Annotated in this window: 23 protein-coding genes, 1 pseudogene and 1 riboswitch; of the genes and pseudogenes, 9 read left to right on the forward strand and 15 right to left on the reverse strand. The window is 54.0% G+C overall.

Going from position 1 to position 21,630, the window contains the following annotated elements; all coding sequences use genetic code 11:
* The 9 genes and pseudogenes from CPT76_RS38060 to CPT76_RS31155 form a co-directional block, all read right to left on the reverse strand.
* Positions 1–362 (reverse strand): hypothetical protein (locus CPT76_RS38060; RefSeq protein WP_181153172.1); only part of this gene is annotated, 362 nt, incomplete at its 3' end.
* Positions 363–767: 405 nt separating this feature from the next.
* On the reverse strand, positions 768–1,232 hold the full coding sequence (locus CPT76_RS31120) for a DUF420 domain-containing protein (protein WP_105445641.1): 465 nt from the start codon (positions 1,230–1,232) through the stop codon (positions 768–770).
* Between the two features lie 28 nt (positions 1,233–1,260).
* Positions 1,261–2,175 (reverse strand): cytochrome c oxidase assembly factor CtaG, encoded by a 915-nt coding sequence (ctaG, locus tag CPT76_RS31125; protein ID WP_105445642.1) that lies wholly within the window; start codon positions 2,173–2,175, stop codon positions 1,261–1,263.
* Between the two features lie 98 nt (positions 2,176–2,273).
* Complete coding sequence (locus tag CPT76_RS31130) at positions 2,274–2,594, reverse strand: cytochrome C oxidase subunit IV family protein (RefSeq protein WP_076172878.1); 321 nt, start codon at positions 2,592–2,594, stop codon at positions 2,274–2,276.
* A gap of 4 nt (positions 2,595–2,598) precedes the next feature.
* A pseudogene (locus tag CPT76_RS31135) lies at positions 2,599–3,226 on the reverse strand (cytochrome (ubi)quinol oxidase subunit III).
* Complete coding sequence (gene ctaD, locus CPT76_RS31140; RefSeq protein ID WP_076172975.1) at positions 3,223–5,073, reverse strand: cytochrome c oxidase subunit I; 1,851 nt, start codon at positions 5,071–5,073, stop codon at positions 3,223–3,225. Before ctaD ends, CPT76_RS31135 begins: the two are co-directional and overlap by 4 nt.
* Positions 5,074–5,146: 73 nt before the next feature.
* On the reverse strand, positions 5,147–6,202 hold the full coding sequence (gene coxB / locus CPT76_RS31145; RefSeq protein WP_105445643.1) for a cytochrome c oxidase subunit II: 1,056 nt from the start codon (positions 6,200–6,202) through the stop codon (positions 5,147–5,149).
* 413 nt (positions 6,203–6,615) lie between these two features.
* Positions 6,616–7,368 (reverse strand): type I methionyl aminopeptidase, encoded by a 753-nt coding sequence (gene map, locus CPT76_RS31150; RefSeq protein WP_105445826.1) that lies wholly within the window; start codon positions 7,366–7,368, stop codon positions 6,616–6,618.
* A gap of 221 nt (positions 7,369–7,589) precedes the next feature.
* Positions 7,590–7,778 carry a hypothetical protein gene (locus CPT76_RS31155; RefSeq protein ID WP_036651115.1) on the reverse strand — a complete coding sequence of 63 codons (189 nt, stop codon included), beginning with the start codon at positions 7,776–7,778 and terminating at the stop codon, positions 7,590–7,592.
* A gap of 381 nt (positions 7,779–8,159) precedes the next feature.
* Between CPT76_RS31155 and CPT76_RS31165 the strand changes: the two genes are divergently transcribed.
* The 4 genes from CPT76_RS31165 to CPT76_RS31180 all read left to right on the forward strand — a co-directional run bounded on the left by CPT76_RS31165 (position 8,160) and on the right by CPT76_RS31180 (position 11,177).
* Positions 8,160–9,179 (forward strand): serine hydrolase domain-containing protein, encoded by a 1,020-nt coding sequence (locus CPT76_RS31165; protein ID WP_258169004.1) that lies wholly within the window; start codon positions 8,160–8,162, stop codon positions 9,177–9,179.
* Positions 9,180–9,276: 97 nt separating this feature from the next.
* Positions 9,277–9,570, forward strand: coding sequence for a transposase (locus CPT76_RS31170; protein WP_105445645.1), 294 nt, complete (start codon positions 9,277–9,279; stop codon positions 9,568–9,570).
* 190 nt (positions 9,571–9,760) lie between these two features.
* Positions 9,761–10,099 carry a DUF4870 domain-containing protein gene (locus tag CPT76_RS31175; RefSeq protein ID WP_076172872.1) on the forward strand — a complete coding sequence of 113 codons (339 nt, stop codon included), beginning with the start codon at positions 9,761–9,763 and terminating at the stop codon, positions 10,097–10,099.
* A 136-nt stretch (positions 10,100–10,235) separates the two neighbouring features.
* Positions 10,236–11,177, forward strand: coding sequence for a diacylglycerol/lipid kinase family protein (locus CPT76_RS31180; protein ID WP_105445646.1), 942 nt, complete (start codon positions 10,236–10,238; stop codon positions 11,175–11,177).
* 150 nt (positions 11,178–11,327) lie between these two features.
* Here CPT76_RS31180 and CPT76_RS31185 read toward each other — a convergent pair whose 3' ends face one another.
* Together CPT76_RS31185 and CPT76_RS31190 are read right to left on the reverse strand one after the other, a co-directional pair.
* Complete coding sequence (locus tag CPT76_RS31185) at positions 11,328–12,686, reverse strand: nucleobase:cation symporter-2 family protein (protein WP_105445647.1); 1,359 nt, start codon at positions 12,684–12,686, stop codon at positions 11,328–11,330.
* A 38-nt stretch (positions 12,687–12,724) separates the two neighbouring features.
* A complete protein-coding gene (locus CPT76_RS31190; protein WP_076172869.1) occupies positions 12,725–13,303 on the reverse strand; it encodes a xanthine phosphoribosyltransferase in 579 nt (192 codons plus the stop codon).
* A gap of 125 nt (positions 13,304–13,428) precedes the next feature.
* Positions 13,429–13,528, reverse strand: a riboswitch (purine riboswitch).
* A 170-nt stretch (positions 13,529–13,698) separates the two neighbouring features.
* Between CPT76_RS31190 and mscL the strand changes: the two genes are divergently transcribed.
* The gene (gene mscL, locus CPT76_RS31195) at positions 13,699–14,172 is read left to right on the forward strand and encodes a large conductance mechanosensitive channel protein MscL (RefSeq protein WP_105445648.1); all 474 of its coding nucleotides are present in this window, start codon (positions 13,699–13,701) and stop codon (positions 14,170–14,172) included.
* Between the two features lie 128 nt (positions 14,173–14,300).
* Here mscL and CPT76_RS31200 read toward each other — a convergent pair whose 3' ends face one another.
* A complete protein-coding gene (locus tag CPT76_RS31200) occupies positions 14,301–14,606 on the reverse strand; it encodes a hypothetical protein (protein WP_076172867.1) in 306 nt (101 codons plus the stop codon).
* 132 nt (positions 14,607–14,738) lie between these two features.
* On the opposite strand from CPT76_RS31200, the gene CPT76_RS31205 reads away from it, so the two are divergent.
* Positions 14,739–15,374, forward strand: a complete 636-nt coding sequence (locus CPT76_RS31205) for an NUDIX hydrolase (RefSeq protein WP_105445649.1) — start codon at positions 14,739–14,741, stop codon at positions 15,372–15,374.
* A gap of 138 nt (positions 15,375–15,512) precedes the next feature.
* Here the strand turns inward: CPT76_RS31205 and CPT76_RS31210 are convergent, their stop codons facing one another.
* Both CPT76_RS31210 and CPT76_RS31215 read right to left on the reverse strand, forming a co-directional pair.
* Positions 15,513–16,373 carry a TrmB family transcriptional regulator gene (locus CPT76_RS31210; protein WP_105445650.1) on the reverse strand — a complete coding sequence of 287 codons (861 nt, stop codon included), beginning with the start codon at positions 16,371–16,373 and terminating at the stop codon, positions 15,513–15,515.
* An 84-nt stretch (positions 16,374–16,457) separates the two neighbouring features.
* On the reverse strand, positions 16,458–17,264 hold the full coding sequence (locus CPT76_RS31215) for a zinc ribbon domain-containing protein (RefSeq protein WP_105445651.1): 807 nt from the start codon (positions 17,262–17,264) through the stop codon (positions 16,458–16,460).
* A 304-nt stretch (positions 17,265–17,568) separates the two neighbouring features.
* Between CPT76_RS31215 and CPT76_RS31220 the strand changes: the two genes are divergently transcribed.
* From CPT76_RS31220 to CPT76_RS31230, 3 genes are all read left to right on the forward strand, one after another.
* Positions 17,569–19,695, forward strand: a complete 2,127-nt coding sequence (locus CPT76_RS31220; protein ID WP_105445652.1) for an ATP-dependent helicase — start codon at positions 17,569–17,571, stop codon at positions 19,693–19,695.
* Between the two features lie 134 nt (positions 19,696–19,829).
* Positions 19,830–20,198, forward strand: a complete 369-nt coding sequence (locus CPT76_RS31225) for a hypothetical protein (RefSeq protein ID WP_105445653.1) — start codon at positions 19,830–19,832, stop codon at positions 20,196–20,198.
* A 245-nt stretch (positions 20,199–20,443) separates the two neighbouring features.
* Positions 20,444–21,184: a GTP pyrophosphokinase gene (locus CPT76_RS31230; protein WP_105445654.1), complete on the forward strand. Its 741-nt coding sequence runs from the start codon at positions 20,444–20,446 to the stop codon at positions 21,182–21,184.
* Between the two features lie 133 nt (positions 21,185–21,317).
* Here CPT76_RS31230 and CPT76_RS31235 read toward each other — a convergent pair.
* Positions 21,318–21,630 (reverse strand): M15 family metallopeptidase (locus CPT76_RS31235; protein ID WP_146116501.1); only part of this gene is annotated, 313 nt, incomplete at its 5' end.

Here is a 21,630-nt window from a genome sequence, read left to right on the forward strand (position 1 = left end):
TGCGTCAGGGGTGTGTCTCCGGCATGATATTTCCCTTCGATGCAGTACAGCGGGATTTGATCATCCTGCGGCTTTCTAGCGCCATGTCTCAGCTTCATCACGCCGCATTGAACGCTGCTTGGTTTGAAGCCAGCTTCCTGCTGCTGGCCGGTGGTTCCGCCGCCGGGACTGCCGGTCCCTTGACCCGCTGCCGGATCCCTGTCTGTTCCGCCGGCCTGGGCCGTACGGTCACCGTCGGTCACAGCCGGTATATATTTCGGGATGAGCGAAGTGGTAAACATGACAATGAAGCCGCAGAAGAGCAGCATGATTAAGACCCACACCATTTTTTTACTATGTATAAAATTCCTTCTTCGCCTCATTTCATCCCCATACCTTCTCTTAGCTTCGTTCATTGAACCTTATATATGAATAACGTTAGAAGAAGCACAAAAGTTTCCGCTAGATTGAATGAACTAAAGAAAATAATTGTAATAGGGCCGCATGGGACCCTTATAACTGGAAGTTCAATGCAAAACTATGGTTCAATCTATGGATCTCGTCTTTCTAAAACCTTTTTAACCATTTTTACTGCTCTCGACGCCAGTGTCCTAAAAAATGCAATACAGCACTTCGGAACTGGCATCCGGCAAAGAAAACTTGGCGTTATTTCATCCTATTAAACAAATACGAAAAACCTTGGCTTTCCAGCGGGATCAGCGGCTTTTCATAAAAAAAAGCCCAGCGGATTAATCCGCCAGACTCTCTTTGTACCCGATCCACTCGGGTTATGCTCCCAAAATAACATCCCATACCGGCTTCGTATGCCCGCCAGGATACAGGACGTACAGCAGCACGTAAACCACAACACCGGTGATGGCTGTGACAAACCAAATACTTGCCGTAACCCGGCCCCATTTCCGGTGCTTTGCAAACCTTTCCCGAAATGCCAGAACCAGCGTTGTAATCCCGAATACCGCGGCAACCGTCGCCAGAACGATATGGAAGATCAGGAAGATCTGATAGTAGATCTTCATTTCGTCCGAACCGCCCCATGAGGTGTTGCCGACAAAGGCTGTTCTGGACACGTAAATGATGAAAAACAGCAGCGCTGCGATCGCGCCCCAGATCATCACTTTTTTATGGGCGTCCCGTTTGCCTTGAACGATCAAGGCCCATCCGATGGCCACCAGAATCGCACTGATGACGATGAATGAAGTGCTGATCGTAGGGAACAGCATATACAAATCCATGAAAATCCTCCTTAACGCTTAGACCAACTCATGCCCGGTTCAAAGAACCGTCAGAAAGATCGGTTGGAATGATATCGTCGTCATCCTCTTTATTTTCGCTCTTGTACCAGCGGAAGAATACCCTCGCCAGCATCGAAGCGAATATAAATTCCTGAATGAACTTCATGACGATGCCGCCCAGTTGTTGGTCGACCTTGGTGCTCAGCCCATAGAAAAAGCTTGGTCCGCCGAAAGTCTGCAGCAGAGCCGACGTATCGCCCGATACGCAGTATCCCATCGCTTTAGCCCACGTATTGGGATCGCTGTAGGTCGCATACATCGGTTGCGTTGAGAAAATGATCAGGCCGCAAGCAGGCGTCAGCAGCACCATGTTCAGAAAAATAAACCCGATCTTCGCAAGGCCCGATGCCTGGTGTTTCTCCGGCAGCGGATTAATGAGCGTCCACCACATAAGCGCGGCAGCGATGAACAAAACAATATAGTACAGCCGGTGTACCGCAAAATGCAGCATGACATAGTCGTGGATCGCAGGGATATGGTAGAACGAAAACAATCCGTTAAATACGACAGCTGCGACCACCGGCTTGGTCAGAAAACCTAGCTTCCTGAACGGGTTGACCCGGTCAAAAGCACGCCACAGCCAGGTTGGGATCCCCAGCATAATAAGCGGCGTAGCCACCAGGTAAGACAAAGCCATCGATGTCATGTGGAACGTAAACATAATGTGGCCCAGCAGACTCACCGGTCCGCCCTGAGCGAGATACAGGAAGAACATACCGCTGACGAACATGATCTTTTTGCCGATCGATACGGGCTCGGCATCCGCGAACTTCTCACTGAGCGGGCCGATAACAACAAAATACGCGGCCGTTACCAGCAGCATAAACGCCAGAAACAACGGACTGAACAAGGCGGCAAAGCTAAAATATTCTAACCCCAGCATATGAAAACCTCCTCCCGCCGGGCGGAATTTCTGTCGATATTGTGACACCTTGATGCCATTTAAAAAAAGAGGGGGCATCCGGCCCGCCTCTTTTTATTTTACCACCAAACCCAATACAATGCTGTGACGATCGCAGTAAATGCGACAAAGGCGCCACCGCACATGAAGATAATCGGCATCAAATGTCCTTTATCCTTCAAGTGCATCCAGTATCCCAACTGAACCAGTGCCTGCAGCACCGCCATCACGACCAGAAGTATAACCGTGAAGGCGACGTTCACCCCGCCAGCCATAACCGAAGCAAAAGCGATGGCGGTCAGGATAATGGAGAAAATAAATACGATGACATGCTTTTGCGGTCCTTCATGACGATGACCGTGTTTTACCGTATCATCTTGATGCTGTTCAACCGTAGTCATAATCTTAGCCCACCTTTCCAAGCAGGTAAACGACCGAGAAGATGAAGACCCATACGACGTCGATAAAGTGCCAGTACATGGCCGACACGTAAACCTTCGGAGCCGTTACGACCGTTAACCCCTTTTTGTACAGCTGGCCGATCAGAATACCGATCCAGCATACACCGAATGCAACGTGAGCTCCGTGGAAACCGACCAGCGTGTAGAACGCCGAACTGAAGGCACTTGTCGTCATGCCGAATTTCTCGGACGGTGACATACTCGTGGAACTCGTAAACCTCGAGGCCAAGGAAGCCAAGGCCCAGAATAACCGTAATGATCAACCACAATCTCAGTGCAGCTGCTTTATGACGGTGCATCGCCTGTACGGCGAATACACTCGTCAAACTGCTGACAAGCAGGATCAACGTGGCTGCAGCCGTCGTTCCAAGCGAGAAGAGCTCATGGGCTGTCGGGCCGTCATTGGTCTGGTTGCGAAGCGCCAGGAACGTGGCGAACAGGGTACCGAAGAGCACGGACTCTCCGCCAAGGAAGAGCCAGAAGCCAAGCACTTTGTTCCGGCCTTCCAGGGTTGCTTTCTCCGGTTCATGCGGCAATGAGCCGTTTACCGATTCTGCGTGTGCCGATGTCATGCTTTAACCCCCTCTTCTTCCAGTTCTTCCGGTTCGATATGCCAGCCATGATCGTCAAACAGTGAACGAAGCAGCATCGATCCGAACGTAATGACAAGTCCGATAATGACGACGATCCAGTTGTTGAAGATCATGCTCATAAAGGAATTGTTGAATTTCTCACTGCTGAACATCAGTCCGAGACCGGCGATGAAAATACCAACGGACATTACAAAAGGCAAAATCGTTGGCGAAGGCATATGGATGGATCCCAGCGGTTCTGCAGGAGTCATCTCTTTGTTGCCTGCCATTTTTTCTTTCCAGTAAGCGTCAAGTCCGCGTACCAGCGGGATTTGTTTAAAGTTGTACTCAGGAGGCGGAGATGGAATCGCCCATTCGAGCGTACGTCCGTCTTCCCAAGGATCGTTGGCCACGCCTTTTGGCTTGGCGGCTGTTATAAAACAGTTGAACAAGAACAGCAGAACGCCGACGGCCATCAGGAACGCACCGACCGTACTTACCAAGTTCAATGTATCGAAGTCCTGGTTAGGCAGATACGTAAAGATACGGCGCTGCATCCCCATGAGTCCGAGGAAATGCTGTACGAAGAATGTCAAATGGAAGCCGATTGCAAAGAACCAGAACGTCCATTTACCAATCGTTTCGTTGAGTACGCGGCCGAACATTTTAGGCCACCAGTAGTGCAGACCCGCAAAGAGACCGAATACCAGACCACCTACGATTACGTAGTGGAAGTGGGCAACGACGAAGTAAGTATCATGGAACTGGTAGTCCGCAGGCGCGGATGCCAGCATGACCCCGGTAACACCACCCATGACGAATGTAGGAACGAAACCAATGGCAAACAGGTTTGCGCTCGTAAAGCGGATCTGTCCGCCCCACATCGTAAAGAGCCAGTTGAAGATCTTGATGCCCGTCGGAACGGCGATCAGCATCGTCGCGATCGAGAACAACGCGTTCGCAATCGGTCCGAGACCGGTTGTGAACATGTGGTGAGCCCAAACCATGAAGCCCAGGAAGGCGATCAGGATGGTCGCGAACACCATCGAGCTGTAACCGAAAAGACGTTTGCGTGCAAAAGTCGGAATAACTTCAGAAATAACCCCGAAAGCAGGCAAAATGAGAATATATACTTCAGGGTGACCAAAGATCCAGAAAATATGCTGCCAAAGAACGGGGTTACCGCCATTGGATACTTCAAAGAAATTCGCTCCCAAAATACGGTCAAATGAGAGCAGCACCAGACCTACCGTAATGGCAGGGAAAGCAAACAGGATCATCGCGGAAGTAATGAAAGATGTCCATGTGAACATCGGCATCCGCATAAAAGACATTCCCGGTGCGCGCATCGTAATGATCGTCGCCAGGAAGTTGATGCCGCCGATCAGTGTACCGAGACCGGCAATCTGGAGACCGACCGTATAGAAGTCGACACCGTGCGTTGTACTGTAAGTTGAAGTCGACAACGGCGTATAGGCCGTCCAGCCGGCGTCAGGCGCGCCGCCCATAATCCAGCTCAGGTTCAGCAGGATTCCGCCGAACAGGAACGTCCAGAAACCAAGTGCGTTGACGAATGGGAAAGCGACGTCACGGGCGCCGATTTGCAGCGGAATTACCGCATTCATCAATGCAAAGATCACTGGCATGACACCAAGGAAGATCATAGTCGTTCCGTGCATTGTGATCAATTCGTTAAAGGTTTGCGCTGATACTAAATCATTCATAGGCTTAATCAATTGCAGACGGATCAGCAAGGCTTCCACGCCGCCGAATCCGAAGAACAAGCCGCCTGCAAGCAAATACAGGATGGCTATCTTCTTGTGGTCCACGGTGGTGAGCCAGTCCATCAAGCCCGTATGACGCTTGACACTGTGAGCATGAGCCAAGGTTGGTACCCCCTCTTATTCAATCTTGCTGTTACTAGTAATTCAATTTATAGTTGGCCAAGTAATCGGGCCAGTAATCGGCAATACCATCGATTTGTTCGTCAGTCAGACCGAGATCCTTCGGATTAGGCATTTTGTTGCCTGGCTTAACGGCTTGTGGATCCATGAGCCATTCTTTCAGGTTCTCTTTGACTGGTTTCCCGCCATCTTGGCCTTCGTTCAGCAAGATACCTGCAACCGATTCACGGGAACCGATGCCGGTAAGGTTAGGGCCTACAGGTCCGCCTTGGTCGCCAACAGCATGGCAGGACAAGCATTGTTTCTTGAAGGTTTCTGCCAAAGCCGGATCTTCAGGAAGCACAGCCGGTGCCTTCATGGCAGTCACCCAGTTATTGAAGGAATCTCCGTTAACCGCTTTAACCTTGAATTCCATGAAACCGTGGGAAGGTCCGCAGAGCTCCGCACATTTACCACGGTAAACGCCTTCTTTATCGGCGCTGAAGCTGAATCTGTTAATGGTACCATCCGGGTTGGTATCCATCTTACCCGAGAGCGAAGGAACCCAGAACGAGTGGAGTACATCCGCCGTTTTCAGCTCAAACGCAATCTTCTTCCCAGTCGGAATGACCAGGGTTTGGGCCGTTTTCACACCGTACTGCGGATACTCGAATTCCCACCAGTATTGGTGCGACGTAACCTTAACCTGTACGGCGTCCTTATCATTGTAATGATCGTCACCGAAAGCAAAAATCTGCTGTACGGTAGGAACAGCCAAAATAATAACCAGAACGAGCGGAATCACTGTCCAGATGATTTCCAGCTTGAAGTTGCCTTCAACTTGTTCAGGCACACCGTTCTGCCCTTTTCTTCTGCGGAACTTCACAAGCACGTATGCCGCAATCGCGAAAACGATTACGAGTACCACAATCATGATTGAGATTGCGAGCTTCATCAATCCCAGCTGTTCTTGAGCCACCGGTCCCTGTGGTCTCAGAACCGACAAGTCCTCGCGGCCGCACCCGGCTAAAAGCAGAGAAAATACTGCGAGCAAGGGAAGAAGTCGCTTTACAGCCTGCCACCGTTTCATCATTGATCTACCCCACTTTTTCCATTTTCGCAGGCTCCGCTGAAAGCACATTCAACGGCCATTCACCTGCACTATCACGAATGATTTGCTACTGTCAATTAAAACAATCACCTATTAAATATAAGTTTCCAGTACTATTTTGTCAATGTTTCCAACCTAGTTCACAAATTGTTCGAAAAGTGCCGAAAGTCGCGCCACAAAAGCTTTTGCAATCGTTTTCAGCGGGTTTACATCCCGCTTGCCAGCCCCTTTACGTGCAACCCGGTTCATCCTCCTTCGTATACCCAAGTTTCAACAATTACATTCATTTTTACCTGTTATGGAATTTTTGAATCGTCAAATTCAAACAAAAAGAACCTGGGGACAGGTTCTTTTTGTCGATCGAAATATGACAAATTGTGGCGAATCCTTCCGGGTCACTGTTGCGTTAATATCAACGGGCCGTCCCGGGTGACGGCAACCGTATGCTCAAACTGCACGCCCCTGCTGCCGTCCGCCGTTTGCACGCTCCAACCGTCATCATTCCAGAGCACCGCCCCCGTAGGACCGAGGGTGAAAATCGGCTCGATGGTGATGACCAGCCCCTCCACAAGCTTCAGCCCCTCGTGACTTTTCCCAAACGCCGGCACGTCCGGCGGCTCATGCAGCGACCGGCCGATGCCGTGGCCCACCAATGGCTTGACGATGCCGTATCGGCTCCGCCTGGCCACCTTCTCCAACGCATAGCCGATATCTCCGATCGTGTTGCCCGCGACGGCCTGCGCGATGCCTTTGTACAGCGCCTTTTCGGTGCGCTTCAACAGACGCTCCAGCGGTTTGCTGACCTTGCCGACGGGATAACTCCATCCGGAGTCGGCCAGCCAGCCGTCTTTGTTGACTACGATGTCGATGGTGACCACGTCTCCTTCCGCCAAGGGAATCTCGTCCGGAAAGCCGTGGCATACGGTATCGTTCACCGAAGCACATGTGGCATAAGGATATCCCTTAAACCCTTTCTGTTCAGGAACGGCTCCCTGCCTGGCCAAATATTCCTCAACCCAGTCGTTGATCTGCATTGTCGTTATGCCCGGCGTGATTTTGTCCGCAACTCCCCGATGACAGGACGAAAGGATGCGTCCCGCTTCCTGCATGTATCCGATCTCTTCCCTGCTCTTCAGCGTAATCTCCAAGCGCCGCACGTCCTTTCCGATGCTAAAGAATGATGAATCAGACCGTGGTTTAGTATATGCCCGGAGCCATGCAGGCAGGTACATGAAATACAAAAAACCGTATCCCGCGCAGGTTCCGCGGAATACGGTCATGTATCAGGCTGTTCTTCAGCTTCATCGTAATCGTGTCCAAATCTTCAACTGCAATTCAATAAGCGATACGCTCGTTACGGCCAGCTTTGTCAGGAAACAGACGAATTCATCCGCCCTAACTCATGTTCCACAACCGAGGTTAATTCCTCTTCGTATCCCCCCATAATATGATATTTCCGGACGTACTCCTTAACAAATTTCTTCGGATCCTTGGGCCGGAAAATTCGTGTCATCTCGCGCAGACTTTCTTTAACTTCATTGTGACCTTTCGTTGCCATGATAGTTCCCTCCCAAAACACTTGAATGGATTGCTCCAGTTTGAGAATGCCGAAAAGACCTTACCTGACATCTGTGAAGTCGTCATTTGCAGTTATAGGTTTGGGCTGAACGCTCCCGGCTGCCGCTAAAGGTATCTGACACTAAGAATACCCTAAGAGGATGTTATTGAATCACTCCCTTCATTGTATCATATTCTAATGCCGAAAACAGCTTTCCAAAAAAATGTAAGGAATTACTTTTTTTCGAGTGCAGTCCTGCCGGATTAAAGTACTTTCCAGACTGTCCGTTTATTTGGATATCGGCATTTCGGGTTAAGTTAATGATACCGGTCAACCACCGCCCGTACCGGAGAACGATCCAGAAGAGAGGAGCAGGTCCCATTGAATCGTCCCGTTCTGCTGTTATCCTCCCCGCCGCTTCATTCGCCTGCCTTCCCCACCTCCTCGCCGGAGCAGGAAGACGCCAGGCCTGAACCGCTTGAAGAGGCACACGCCCAGATCTTGAGGCTTTATCCGAAAATGCGCAGCTTTCTCGTCGTCAGGCACGGCAGGCTTATTTATGAGCGGTACTATAATGAAGCCGGACCCGGCACCCTGCATGATCTCCGCTCGGCGACAAAGAGCATCACATCCACCCTCGCAGGGATTGCCGTGAGCAGACGAGAGCTTCCCGGCCTGGACGAACCGCTGATTCCTTATCTGCGGGACTATGCGCGGAAAATGACCGACCCGCTCTTGGAGGAGGTGCTGACGCTTCGGCGCCTGCTTACAATGTCGACCGGTATACGCTGGCAGACGGGCAAAACGCTCGGCGAACCGTTGATCCACCGTTTTCACCGCAGCCGGGCCTGGACATCGTTCGCCCTCTCCCTGCCGGTGGATGCGCACATGGCGGGCATCTTCCAATACAGAAGCATCGATTCGCACCTGATCTCGGTGCTGATCTCGGAATGCTGCGGCACGGATGCATACAGCTACGCCCGCCAGCATCTGTTCGGACCGCTCGGGATCGAGTATGCCGCCTGGTCTTCCAGCCCCGAAGCCCATACGATGGGCCATATCGGCTTGTATCTGACCGCCCGGGACATGGCCAAGTTCGGTCTGTGCTGCCTGAATAAAGGCCGGTGGCAGAACCGCCCGGTCATTCCCGAAGCATGGCTTGAACAGGCGCTGACCCGGCAGCTCGACGGTTACCCCGCCTTTGGCGACTACGGATATCAGTGGTGGACAGGCCGGATGTGCGGTCAGCCGTTCAGCTGTGCCCATGGTCACGGTGGGCAGCAAATTTACCTTTTTCCAGAGCTGGATGCGGTAGTGGTGTTCACTGCGGAGAGCAAGGTCAGCCGCTGGAGAAACCCGCGGTCCCTCCTTCAGCAGCATATTCTCGGCAGTATGGAATGATTAGGCCCAGCGGGATAATCCGCTCCCGGTCCGGGTAACTTAAATGAGAATCAGTTCGTTGAAGGATTTCCTATGGAACGAAGGAGGACTACTTGTCATGACTAATGAAGATAAACGCATGCTGCCGATTTCCCACGATAAGGTTGAGGTCGACGGCGTATATACCAACGAATCGGGCAGAGAGGAAGTGCTTCACCGGGGTGACGAGTTCCCGGCTGACCTGATTTTGGGTTCGACGGAGTGGAAGCTGACCGAATTTACATTCGATAACCATCATGAGGGCCGTACAGACCCGCGCCTGGTTCCCAAAGAAAACGATACCAACAAACGCGAGAAAATCGTCGGCCCGCGGCGGCAGTTCGGCCAAGGCGGCCACGGAGGCCAGGCGTGAGAGCAGCCCCACTCGCTTAAGGCCTCTCTTTTATTAAGCCGATCCGACTCTTGAATGGACAGAGTGGATCACTAAGGGCATCCTGCTACCTGAACCCCAGGCAGCCGGGTGCCTTTTTCACTGCTCATAACTTGTCTCCGGGGTTCATATGATAGAAGACAATTCTGCCGTATAGAAGGAGTGGTCTATCTTGTCCCCTTTCAAATCATCCACCGGTCTGCCGGAAAATATGGCCGCCACGCTCTGCTACCTGTTCGCTTTTGTCGGAGGCATCGTCTTCCTTGCCGTTGAGAAGCGCAGCCGCTTCGTCCTCTTTCATGCCTTACAGTCCGTTCTGACTTTTGGCGCGATTATGATCGCCCACATTCTGTCCGGCCTGATCCCGCTGATCGGCCCGGTCATTGCCGCCCTGCTCTCCATCCTGACGCTCGTCGTGTGGGTGGTCATGCTGTTTACCTCCTTGCAGGGAAAATGGCTGAAGCTCCCCTGGATCGGCGACATCGCAGAAAAACAGCTGCGGCACCTGTAATATGCCCCATCGCTATGCCCTATAGATATGACCGACGTGATGCAGCATAGATATGCCCCGACTTAACCGTTCCTTTTTTGGGGTGGACTTCTTACAATAAGAAGGTAGGGTTTACGTTGGCGTTGGGGGAAAAGCAATGTACTTATTCATCATTAATCCAAAGTCCGGCAACGGCAGGAGCCTCCGTACCTGGAAACGGGTGCGCGAGGCTCTCGATTCGAAAAAGATTGCATACGCATCGCTGTTTACTGCTAGTGCGGAGGAAGTGGATGCGATGGTGACGGAAACGCTGGAACAGCACGGCAGCTGGGACGCTATCGTCGTCATCGGCGGCGACGGCACGATCCACAGCCTCCTGCCGATATTGAAGCGGACCGGCATCCCGCTTGGGGTGATTCCCGCCGGTTCGGGCAACGACACCGCCCGGGGGTTTGGCATTCCCCGCGATCCGCTCGCCGCGCTGGAGCTCATTCTAACCGGCAGCGCCCAAGCGGCCGATCTCATCTCGGTCGCGGGCGTGCCCGTCATGACGGCGGTGGCCGCCGGCTTCGATGCGCAGGTGAGCGAGAATGTAAATGGCAGCCGGTACAAAAAGATCTGCAACGCCATCGGTGCCGGGCGCCTCGCTTACGTCATCGGAGTTCTGCATACGCTGGTCACTTTCAAGCCGGGTCCCGTAAGCGTGACCTGCGGCGGCCAGACGGTCAGCTATCCGTCAGCCTGGCTGACCGCGGTCAGCAATGTGCACAGCTACGGCGGCGGGATGGTCATCAATCCGCAGGCGAAGGCGGATGACGGCATGCTGGACGTCTGCGTGGTCCACGATTGCTCGCGGCTGCAGCTGCTGCTCCTGTTCCCGACCGTCCTGAAGGGAACGCATGTGAAGCTGCCGATCGTGACCCTGTTTCGCGGAGGCAAGGTCGGCATCAGGTTTGACCGCCCGCGCCTGGCGCAGGGCGACGGCGAAGACGTATCCGCCCTCCCGATGGATTTCCGGGCGGATCCTGGCGCCATCCGGGTATTCTCGGCGCTTAAACCGTCTATCGACGTACATCCCATGAAGCCAGACCGCGTTTAGAGGAAGTTTTTCTTGCGATATCAGGAAGCCCATTCTCCGAAGCTTATACTTTCTGATATCTAAAAGAAAAACGTCATCGACGCACAATCAAAGGCCCGCCCCGTAAGAACACGGGGCGGGCCTTTTGAACTTCTATTTTATTTAGAGGAATTAGGCGGCATGCTCATTCCGGGTGGCTTCTCCCTTTTCCGCTGAGGAGACTCCGCCTTTAAAACCGTTGAACATCAAATTCAGAACAATCGCCGTCACACTGCCGGCCACGATGCCGTTATCCACAAGGATGCGGAGATCTTCCGGAATGGCCTTGAACAGATCCGGCACGACGCTGACGCCCAGCCCCATGCCGACGGAGCAGGCGATGACGAACAGATTTTCAAAGCGGTTCAGATCAACCTGCCCGCCCAGCATGCGGATGCCGGAGGATACGACCATTCCGAACAGGGCGACCATCGCCCCGCCGAGCACGGATGTCGGCACCAGCTGGGTCAGCGCCGCAATTTTCGGCACAAACCCGATCACGATCAGCAGGCCGCCGGCCACGACAATGACGTCCCGCGTTTTGACGCGGCTCATTTGAACCAGACCGACGTTTTGCGAGTACGTGGTGTAGGGGAAGGAATTGAAAATCCCGCCGAGCACGATCGCCAAGCCTTCGGCGCGGTACCCGCGGGCCAGGTCTTTGGAGGAAATGTCTTTGCCGACGATTTTGCCAAGCGCCATAAAGACGCCCGTGGACTCCGCCACGCTGACGATCGCCACCAGAATCATGGTCAGGATCGAGGAGGCATGGAACGTCGGCTTTCCAAAGTTAAACGGCTTGACCGCATGGAACCAGCCGGCTTCCTTCAGCGGGCCCAAATCTACATGGCCGAAAATTGCCGCGGCGACCGTTCCGGCGATCAGGCCGATCAGCACCGAGATGGAGCGCAGAAATCCGGTAGCAAAACGGTTCATTAAAATGATAAAGATCAGTACGCCGAAGCCGAGACACAAATTCAGCGGACTGCCGAAATCCTCGGCTCCCTGGCCGCCGCCCAGATCGTTCAGCGCGACCGGGATGAGCGTCACCCCGATAATCGTGACGACCGAGCCGGTGACTACCGGCGGGAACAGCTTGATCAGCTTGCCGAATATCCCTGAGAACAGAACAACGAAAATCCCCGACGCAATGATCGCGCCGTAAATGGCCGAGACCCCGTCCTTGAGACCGATGGCGATCATCGGCGATACCGCCTGGAACGCACACCCCAGCATGACCGGCAGCCCGATGCCGAAGAACCGGTTGCCCCATACCTGAAGCAGTGTAGCCACGCCGCAGGCCAGCAGGTCGATCGAGATCAGGTAGGTTAACTGTTCGGTCGTAAAGTCCAGGGCCCCTCCTACAATCAGGGGGACGAGAACAGCACCGGCGTACATCGCCAGCACATGCTGAATCCCGAGCGAAAAGGTTTTAAGCGGATGGCGTTTGCCTGAAAATTGAGTCGTGTCAGCCTGATGATTCTGTTCCATGCCGGTTTCATTCCTCCCGTGTATTGTTTATAAATGAGCTAGTCTTGATCTGCAAAAGTCACTTTGCCGTCATCCAGTGCCGCTACGCGGACCAGTGACTCGACGCGGTAGCCGGCTTCCTTCAGCAGCCGCCCGCCGGGCTGGAACGCCTTCTCGATCACGATGCCGATTCCGGCAACGGTCGCGCCTGCCTGCTCCACGATCCGAGCCAGTCCAAAGGCCGCTTCGCCGTTCGCCAGAAAGTCGTCGATGATCAGTACCCGGTCCCCCGGCTGGATGAACTTTTTGGCCACCGTAATTTCGTTCGTTTCCTGCTTGGTGAAGGAGTATACTTTTTCCACAAAAATATCGTCACGAAGCGTCAATGACTTCTGCTTTCTTGCAAAGATCATCGGCACTTCCAGCTCCAAAGCGGTCATAATTCCGGGGGCAATCCCGGACGATTCGATCGTAAGCACCCGGTTCACAGCCTCCCCGGCAAACCGGCGGGTAAACTCGCGGCCGACTTCCTTCATCAGAACAGGATCCATCTGATGGTTCAGGAACGAATCCACCTTCAGCACCTGATTGCTGAGCACGATCCCTTCATCCAGTACTTTCTGCTTAAGTAATTGCAACTTGCTTCCCCCTTTAATGACGTTCCATTCCTCTGTAAAATACAAAAAAGCCCGTCTCTTCCCCTGCCTTGATCGGCGGAAACAGACGGACTCAGGACAAACTCAAAAATTCCGGACAAGCGCCCGAAAAATATCGTTCATCCCGTAGTCCGATCATTCCGGTGATCGGGTAGAGACATGCAGGCCGATTCCTGCACATATACGAGAAACCTATATTCATTCATAGACTGATGAAATGACAATGCATGAAGTATAACGCATAATGGGCTGAAAAATAAAGAGGTATTTGATGGACAATTTGAAAACATTTCAGAAACAAATACCAGTTTCAATGTTACAATGCCCTATAGAAAATCTGCTAGAATAGATGCATGACACTCAGGAGGTTTGGTGAAATGAAAGGATTTATTCATGAGTTTAAAGAATTTGCAGTGCGCGGCAACGTGATCGATCTGGCCGTCGGGGTCATAATAGGGGGAGCGTTCGGGAAAATCGTCTCCTCGATCGTGAGCGACATCATCATGCCGCCGATCGGGGTGCTTCTTGGTGGAGTGGACTTCGCCGATCTCATTATTCGTCTGGACGACAGCAAGGTGAACACGCTTGCGGAAGCCAAAGAGGTTGGGGCGCCGGTCATTGCATACGGGCAGTTTCTGAATACGGTGATCGATTTTCTGATCATCTCGTTCTGTATTTTCCTGCTCGTTAAAGGCATCAACTGGATCAAAAGCCGGGAACACGAAAAGCCCGAGCCGGAAAAAACGACCAAGGAGTGCCCGTACTGCCTGTCGGAGATCCCTGCGGCAGCTACGCGCTGTGCGCACTGCACCTCTGTGCTGGATACCGATCCCGAGCCGCAGCAGGCTTGAGGTGGCCCAGCAAGTAGACAGACCGAGACCGAGCGGACTTGATGGAGAGCTTGCTCTCCTGATGGTTTGCAGGTGTTATACTTTCTATAAAAAAGACCGCCAGCCCCTTTCGGAATTCACTTCCGGGATCAGAGGCCGAGCGGTCCTTTTGGCATCAGCGTACTGATGACGTTTTTCAAATCACGGTCTTCCGTGTACTTCTCTTTTCCGGTGTCCAGCTCCGTGATCCGAATCGACGTATACCCCGCGCCCGGATCGAGCGGAACAAATTGCAGCTGTTCCCTTTCGGAGGCCCTCACGTTATATTTCATGTCTTTAAACATCTGAATAAGCTGATCTTCGGTGGGGTGTCCGTCCTCCCCCGTCCAGATCAAGCCTCGCAGCTGCTTGTTCCCTTCCGGATATTTAACCTCAAACCGTACGATGCATTCCATCAATGCCACCTCCTCTCTGTTCATGATCATAAAGCTGTACTTCAAAGCTTATTTTCAGCAGCCTGTCTCCAGTCTTGCTACTTTTCCGGTAATCCTCCATAATTCAAAAATATGAATGGAGGTTTTCGCCACATGAAGAAAGAGTTCTTCGACATTTATAACGACGACCACGAATGGATCGGCACCGCTCCGCGCGAAGAGGTTCATGCCAAGGGTTATCTCCACCATACGTTCCACTGCTGGATCGTGCGCGATACGCCGGATGGCCGTAAGGTTCTATTCCAGAAGCGCCAGACGTCCAAAGACACCTTCCCGGGTTATTATGATATTACCGCAGCCGGACATCTGGCGGCTGGAGAAACCGTCGCCGATGCAGTCCGGGAGCTCAAGGAAGAACTCGGCGTTACCGTCAGCCTGGACCAGCTGATCCCGCTCGGAACCGCCGATTATGAGAATCGGGGGACAGCCGGGGGAAAAGCTTTTATCGACAGGGAGAGATGCTTCATCTTCGGCGCCAAGCTGGATCAGCCGTTAGCCGCCTACCGGCTTCAGGCCGAGGAACTGACGGGTCTCTACGAAGCCGGCCTGGACGATGCCCTGAAACTGGCGAATGGCGAGATCGGGGAAATGCAGGCAACCGGCATCCTTTCGGAACCGCGGCCTGCTTCCGACACCGAAACCTTTGCGTGTACAGTGAGCTTACAGCAATTTGTACCGCATAACAGTGATTATTATCACACCGTTTTTATGAAGCTGCGCGAACAGTAACGGGATTAGCACATCCCAAAACCCCGAGATCCCGGTGCGGCCGATCCGTCGCAGAGAATCGTTCATGCCATGAACCATCTAACGCCGGACTTCATTAGACAAAACGGGTCCCGTCTCAACGGTACCCGTTTTCGTGCTTTATACTTCCTCCGAATCCTCAGTACCGTCAAAATCCCCGATGGCTTCCGAGTCAGCCTCACGCGGATCGACTTCCACATACTTGCGGTAGATCCGCTCGTAAGCCGGACCGTACCGCTCCGCCAGCTCGCCGCCCAGGTCCTGCTCCACCTCGTAGAGCACCATTTCCTGTGTAAAATGGTGAAGCAGCAGCTCCACCATCACGGGATGCTCGGTGACCAGCGCCTGCGTCGCGCAGTCCTCCCCGCGCATGCCCAGCATGCACCAGCGGCGGTCAATGACGAAGGAGAACTTACGGCCTTTCAAGGTGTGCCGGTCCCCTGCGTCCTGATTCCACGCCGGCCACGGAAGCAGCCGCTCCATGCCCGTATCGCTGCCGATACAGGACCAGAGCAGCTTCACCCCCCGCTGCTCGGCCTGCTCCAGCTCGCTGCGCATCAAAGCCGCTTCCTCGCGCCAAACGTCGACGACGATCTCGTGCTCCGCCCGCTCGAGCTCTCGGGCCAGCGCCTCCATGACGTTCCGGTCCCCTTCCACGTTGTAGAAGGGCTGCTGATCCGGCTCCACCCGCGGCATCCGGTTTTCGATGAACGAAAGCGATTCCTTCATCTGCCCGGCGATCATCCGGGTGAGCTCCTCCGTCTTCAGCATGCTGTAGCGGACCGGATCCCCTTCGCTGCGGTGCAGATATCCCTGCTGGCATAACCGCTGCAGCGTAGAGTACACATTGGAACGGGACACGCCCAGCCCCTTGGCCACCTCATATCCGGAGGACGGGCCCTTGCCCGCCAGCTCCACCATTATTTTCGCTTCCATCTCCGTGAATCCCAGATTCCGCAGATGATGTAGCAGTTGTTCCATTACGTTTTGTCCTCCCAAAGCTGCCTAAAACCGCTGTCCGCCAAAAAAGCTTCTATTAAGCGCAATCATTTGTTTCTCGCACCCCTAAATCTGTTCCGCACCGCATCTCGGGCACCACTTCGAGCCCTTAGGCAGGTCTGCACGGCAAATCTGGCATTTCACCGAATCGCGCGGACCTTCTTCACGCGCCCCCGTATCGCCGTCTCCGCTGTTTTCCTTCCAATAGCGGATGCGGCGGTCCAGCTCCAGCTGGCGTTCCCGCTCGCGTTCGAGTTCCTCGGCCTGGCGCCGCTCCCGCTCCGCTTCCGGATCATTTTCGTCGGTGTCGGTAAGGTCAAGATCATCCCACGCTTCCCTCATCGGAAACTCATAGTCGTAGTCCTGTTCCACCGCGGCTGCGGCTTCCTGCTGGCCGGAATATTCCCGCTCCTCCGGTTCTTCCCGGTAGGATGGCTCATCTTGGGCCTTGCTCCCGAAAATCGCTTCTTCATCAAAAGCAAAACCTACCGGTTTGGCGGGCTCGCTCGGCTTCACCCCATCATCCGCCAGCTTTCTTCCGCAGGACGGACAGAAGTTGGCATCCAGCGTGGCGACGTATCCGCATTTGCACAGCCGCTCGTTTTTCAGCTCGGCAATCCGGGTACGCAGCTCATCGATTTCTTCCTGAAGCAGGTCGCAGGATTTGCACAGGTCGACCATTTCCTTCTCGGCCTTGCTCATATCGCCAATGCGGTAGCCTTCGTAGAAGACTTTTCCCATCTCTCTGTAGTGAATGCCCATTTCCCGTTCGATGTCGGCAATCTGGCTGTTCAGCTTGCCGACCTCCAGCGTTCCCTGAGCCTTTTCCGTTGCGCGGTTAGCCCCTTCTTTGAGGCGCTGAATAATGTTCATGAGTTCTCTCCTCCAGTTTCCATGTCATCCCATTTATTCATTCCAAATGATCATTTACAATAGTAATCTGTGCCCTTGAGCTCATATCATCTGCCCAGGCCGCTGCCCGGGCTGCCTATTACCAAGATACCATGCCGGAGCTTTCCTGTGAAATCCGGGCCTGCCGTCAAACGGCCTTGAATCTGGGAGCTTGGAATCGAGCGGCTGCAGGCGCATCCTTTCCGGATGTGCATATATCATACCAAATTTACAGTGCACTTGTGAAAAAGGCAATCCCTTACAGCCATAAAAGGAGGTCCTATCGATGGCTCAGCCCCCCATACATCTGAATGTTTCGATACATAGCGTGCCTGCGAAGGTGCCCTCTTCCTCACCGGTTCCCCAAGCACGCCCCGCATCCCTCTCCACCAGCCGGGAGCTGGTGGGCGCAGGCGACGCGGACGCGTTTTTCTTTCGCGAACTGGAGCGGATGGGCATCCTGCTGAACGCTCCGCAGATCGATGCCGTACGCCACGGCGACGGGCCAATGCTCGCCCTGGCGGGCGCCGGCTGCGGCAAAACGACCGTTCTGGCCGCCCGGACGGCTTACCTGATCGCGGTCCGCGGCATTCCGGGTTCCCGGATTTTGCTGGTCACTTTTACGAGCAAGGCCGCCAAGGAGATCAAGGAAAGAATCGGACGCATGCCCGGCATTTCCGCAGCCGCGGCCCGTGCCGTAGAAGCGAGGACATTCCATTCCTTCGGACTGCTGCTGCTCCGCCAGCACGGATATACCGAGCAAATTTTTGGCGAATTCACGGCCCAGCACACCATCATGAAAATGATTTTGCGCCGCCTGGATCACACCGGATCCTATCAGCCCGAGACGCTGCTGGCGGCGCTGTCCGCCTGGAAAATGCAGGGCGGATGGCCGGCTGACCTGCCTGAGGCAACCAAAGAAGAATCTGCCGTCAAACGCATTCTGCTCGGTTATGAAGATTGGAAGGTACAGCGGAACCAGTGGGATTTTGACGACATCCTCCTGCATGCCCGGAAGCTGCTCGACAACCCGGCTACGCTGAAACGGCTGCAGGACCGCTTTCATTATTTGATGGTCGACGAATTTCAGGATACCAACGCGATCCAGTACGACCTGGTCCGGCGGTTGGCCGAGCCCCGGCACAATTTGGCGGTCGTCGGGGACGATGACCAGACCATTTATTCGTTTAACGGAGCCCGGCAGGAATCGATTCTCGAGTTCGACCGCGTCTATCCGGGCACCAAAATCGTGAATCTCAACATCAATTACCGGAGCGACAGCCGGATTCTCGGCCTGGGGAGCGCCCTCGTCCGGCATAACCGGCAGCGCCGGCCCAAGGAGCTGCTCGCGGCGGGAGCTCGCGGCTTCAAGCCTGCGTACTTGACCCCTGCAACCCCGGATGAAGAGGCCCGCTGGGTCGTTCAGCATATCCAGGAGCATGTCGGCCGGGATGGGCTGGACTATGGCGATATCGCCATTTTGCACCGGACGTCCGACAGCAGCCGTGCCGTACTGGAGCAGCTGCTGCTGTGCGGGATTCCTTTTGTCCAGTTCGGCAGCGCACCGGTATTCTACGACCAGACATTGATCAAACCGCTGATGGATCACCTGCGGCTGAGCCTGACGCCCCGGCGGAAGGAATCGCTGCAGAGCGTGCTGGGCCCATTGTATGTACCGAAGGAGGACGGTATGGCTTATATCCGGCAGCAGGAGAAGCTCCAGGCCAAAAAGTATCCACTCATCCATCTCGCCCGGTGGGAACGGCTTCAGCCTTTTCAGCAGGAGGCGGTCAAGGAGCGTATCCGGTTCATCAAGTCGCTGAAATCCCTCAAACCGGCCTATGCCATTCAGGAAATGCGCAGACAGTTCTACGACAAGTACCTTCAGGCAGGCGATCCTCTAATTTATACCCAATATAAAGAGATGGTGAGCGATACGCTGGAGGAGTTCGAGAGCGCGGCGGGACGCTTTGATACCATTGAGGAGTTTGTGGCTTATGCGGACGAGCTGACGGCCCGCCATGAGCAGATGGAGGCAGCCCGGGAGGAACGGAACGGCAGCGCCGTTCAGCTCATGACGATCCACCGGGCCAAGGGGCTGGAATTCCGCCAGGTGTATTGGATCGGCGCCAGTGAAGGGATTCTCCCGCACAGCTCCGCCTTGAAGAAGCAGCCTCCGGCCGATATCAAAGCCGGGCAAGCGCTGACGGACGAGCAGCAGCTGGCGGCCGCGGCGCTGGAGGAGGAACGGCGGCTCGCTTATGTCGCGGTCACGCGGGCCAAGGAGAGGCTGTATATCAGCTCGCCCGCGTACTACCACGGCAAGCCGTCGGCGCCTTCCCGCTTTTTGCATGAAGCTTTCGGCATCCTGCCCCATCCGGACTCGCCCAAACCCGTTTCACCCAGACGCTGAGGTGATTTCCTGATTCAAACCGGCCGGTCTCGTGTAAAAAGCAGTAAAAGCGTTCATGCCTGTCCGGAGCATCCACCGGAACTTGCCAATACACGGGATGCGCGGATGCCATGGATAAGGGAGGAATCTGCCTTATGGATACCGATAAGAAGCGTTACTATATTTCTGTGAGCCATCAGCTGATTCAAGATGTGCCCAATGACTCTGCCGAGTATGAGGTCCTGATGACCGAGACGGAAGTGTCGAAGCTGCGGGATCTGCTTGAGGATCTCACCAAGGAAGACGAGTATGCGTTCAAACGCACCTTTGTTCCGTATAAATCGGCCGACCATGATGAAGCGGCTGATGAGTATAACGATAGACTGATCGCCGTGTATGCTTATCTGCATGAGATCGGGGACGAAAAAACGCGGCGCACGATCGAGGATATGAATATTTTAGGTAAAATGCAGCATACCGATTACCACGATAAAGGGTATGAAGGATCTCCTCTGAACAAATAAAGGGATGATCCCCATATCCCTTTCCGGCCCTTGCCCCGCCTGACTTTCCGGTACCCCGGTACATGGGATTCGGGCGGATGGCAGGGGCTTTTGCGGCCTTTACAGGATTGCTGCACTGCCGTCTTGCTTTGCTTCACCCTCCTATTTTCAGGTAAAATGTATACATAAATAGAATGAACTAAAGCAGCCATTTCTTTCATTCATTCTATACAGCACCCCAATTTGCAGATAGGTAGGAGATTGGCATGAACGAACAGCAGAACCAACAGCTCGTCGTAAGTCCCGTAACGTTGAAAGACCTCCATCAGCTCGATATAGATAACAACCTGCTCCGTCAATTTGAAGAGTGGAAGAAGCTTCCGATGCTGTACAAACTGGCCCTGGAGGAGCTTCAGAGCAAAATCAAGCTGATCAAGACCGAACTGAAGCTGCAGGACGGTTACAGCCCCATCGAACATATCAAGGTCCGGATCAAGGAACCCAAGAGCATCATGAACAAAATGGAGCGCAAAGGATATGAGCTGACGATGGATAATATCCTGAATCATATCCACGATATCGCCGGCATGCGAATCGTCTGCGCGTTTGTCCAGGACATTTACCGGCTGCTTGACCATTTAACCCACCGCGACGACATCCGGCTGATCGAAGTCAAGGATTATATCGCCCATCCGAAGCCGAACGGCTACCAGAGCCTGCACGTCATCGTGGCCGTGCCGCTGATTCTGATCGAAGGCACCCGCTGGATGAAGGTTGAAATCCAGATGCGGACCTTGGCCATGGATTTCTGGGCGAGCATGGAGCATATTATTTTCTACAAATATGACAAGCAGGTTCCGCCCCATGTGGTGGCCGAGCTGAAAGAAGCTTCCCAGGCCGCCGACAAGCTGGATCACCAGATGCTCCGGCTCCGCCAGGAGATTCTTGCGGAGAACGGCGATTTGATCGAGGGAGCCCTGCATGAAATGCACGAGGGAGAAAGCTAATACCGGGTGAAATTTGAGGTTGCGAATAAGACCAGCGGCCATAGATCAAGTTATATTAACGATTGAATAGTGAAACAAAGCCGTCCCCTAACTAGGGGGACGGCTTATTGGCGTATATCTAGATGGAACATCATTACAGCTTCATGTTCGCTTCGTCAAAATAATCCTCGAGCGCAAGTCCGCTCCGGGCGATGTCCGGTGCCAGGTCCGTTCCGATATAGCGGAGGTGCCACGGCTCGTACACGTAGCCGGTCACGCTCTCCATTCCGTCGGGATACCGGACGATAAAGCCGTATTCCGCGGCATGCGCCGCAAGCCAGCGCCCTTCCTCGGACGAGCCGAATACCGCCCCCAGCACGTTGCCGACGCTGGGGCTCGAAACGTCCATCGTCAGGCCCGTCTGATGCTCGCTCGTCCCGGGGACGGCGCTGACGCGGGCGGCTTCC

The organism is Paenibacillus sp. AR247 (assembly GCF_002968895.1).
Classification (GTDB): domain Bacteria; phylum Bacillota; class Bacilli; order Paenibacillales; family Paenibacillaceae; genus Paenibacillus_AQ; species Paenibacillus_AQ favisporus.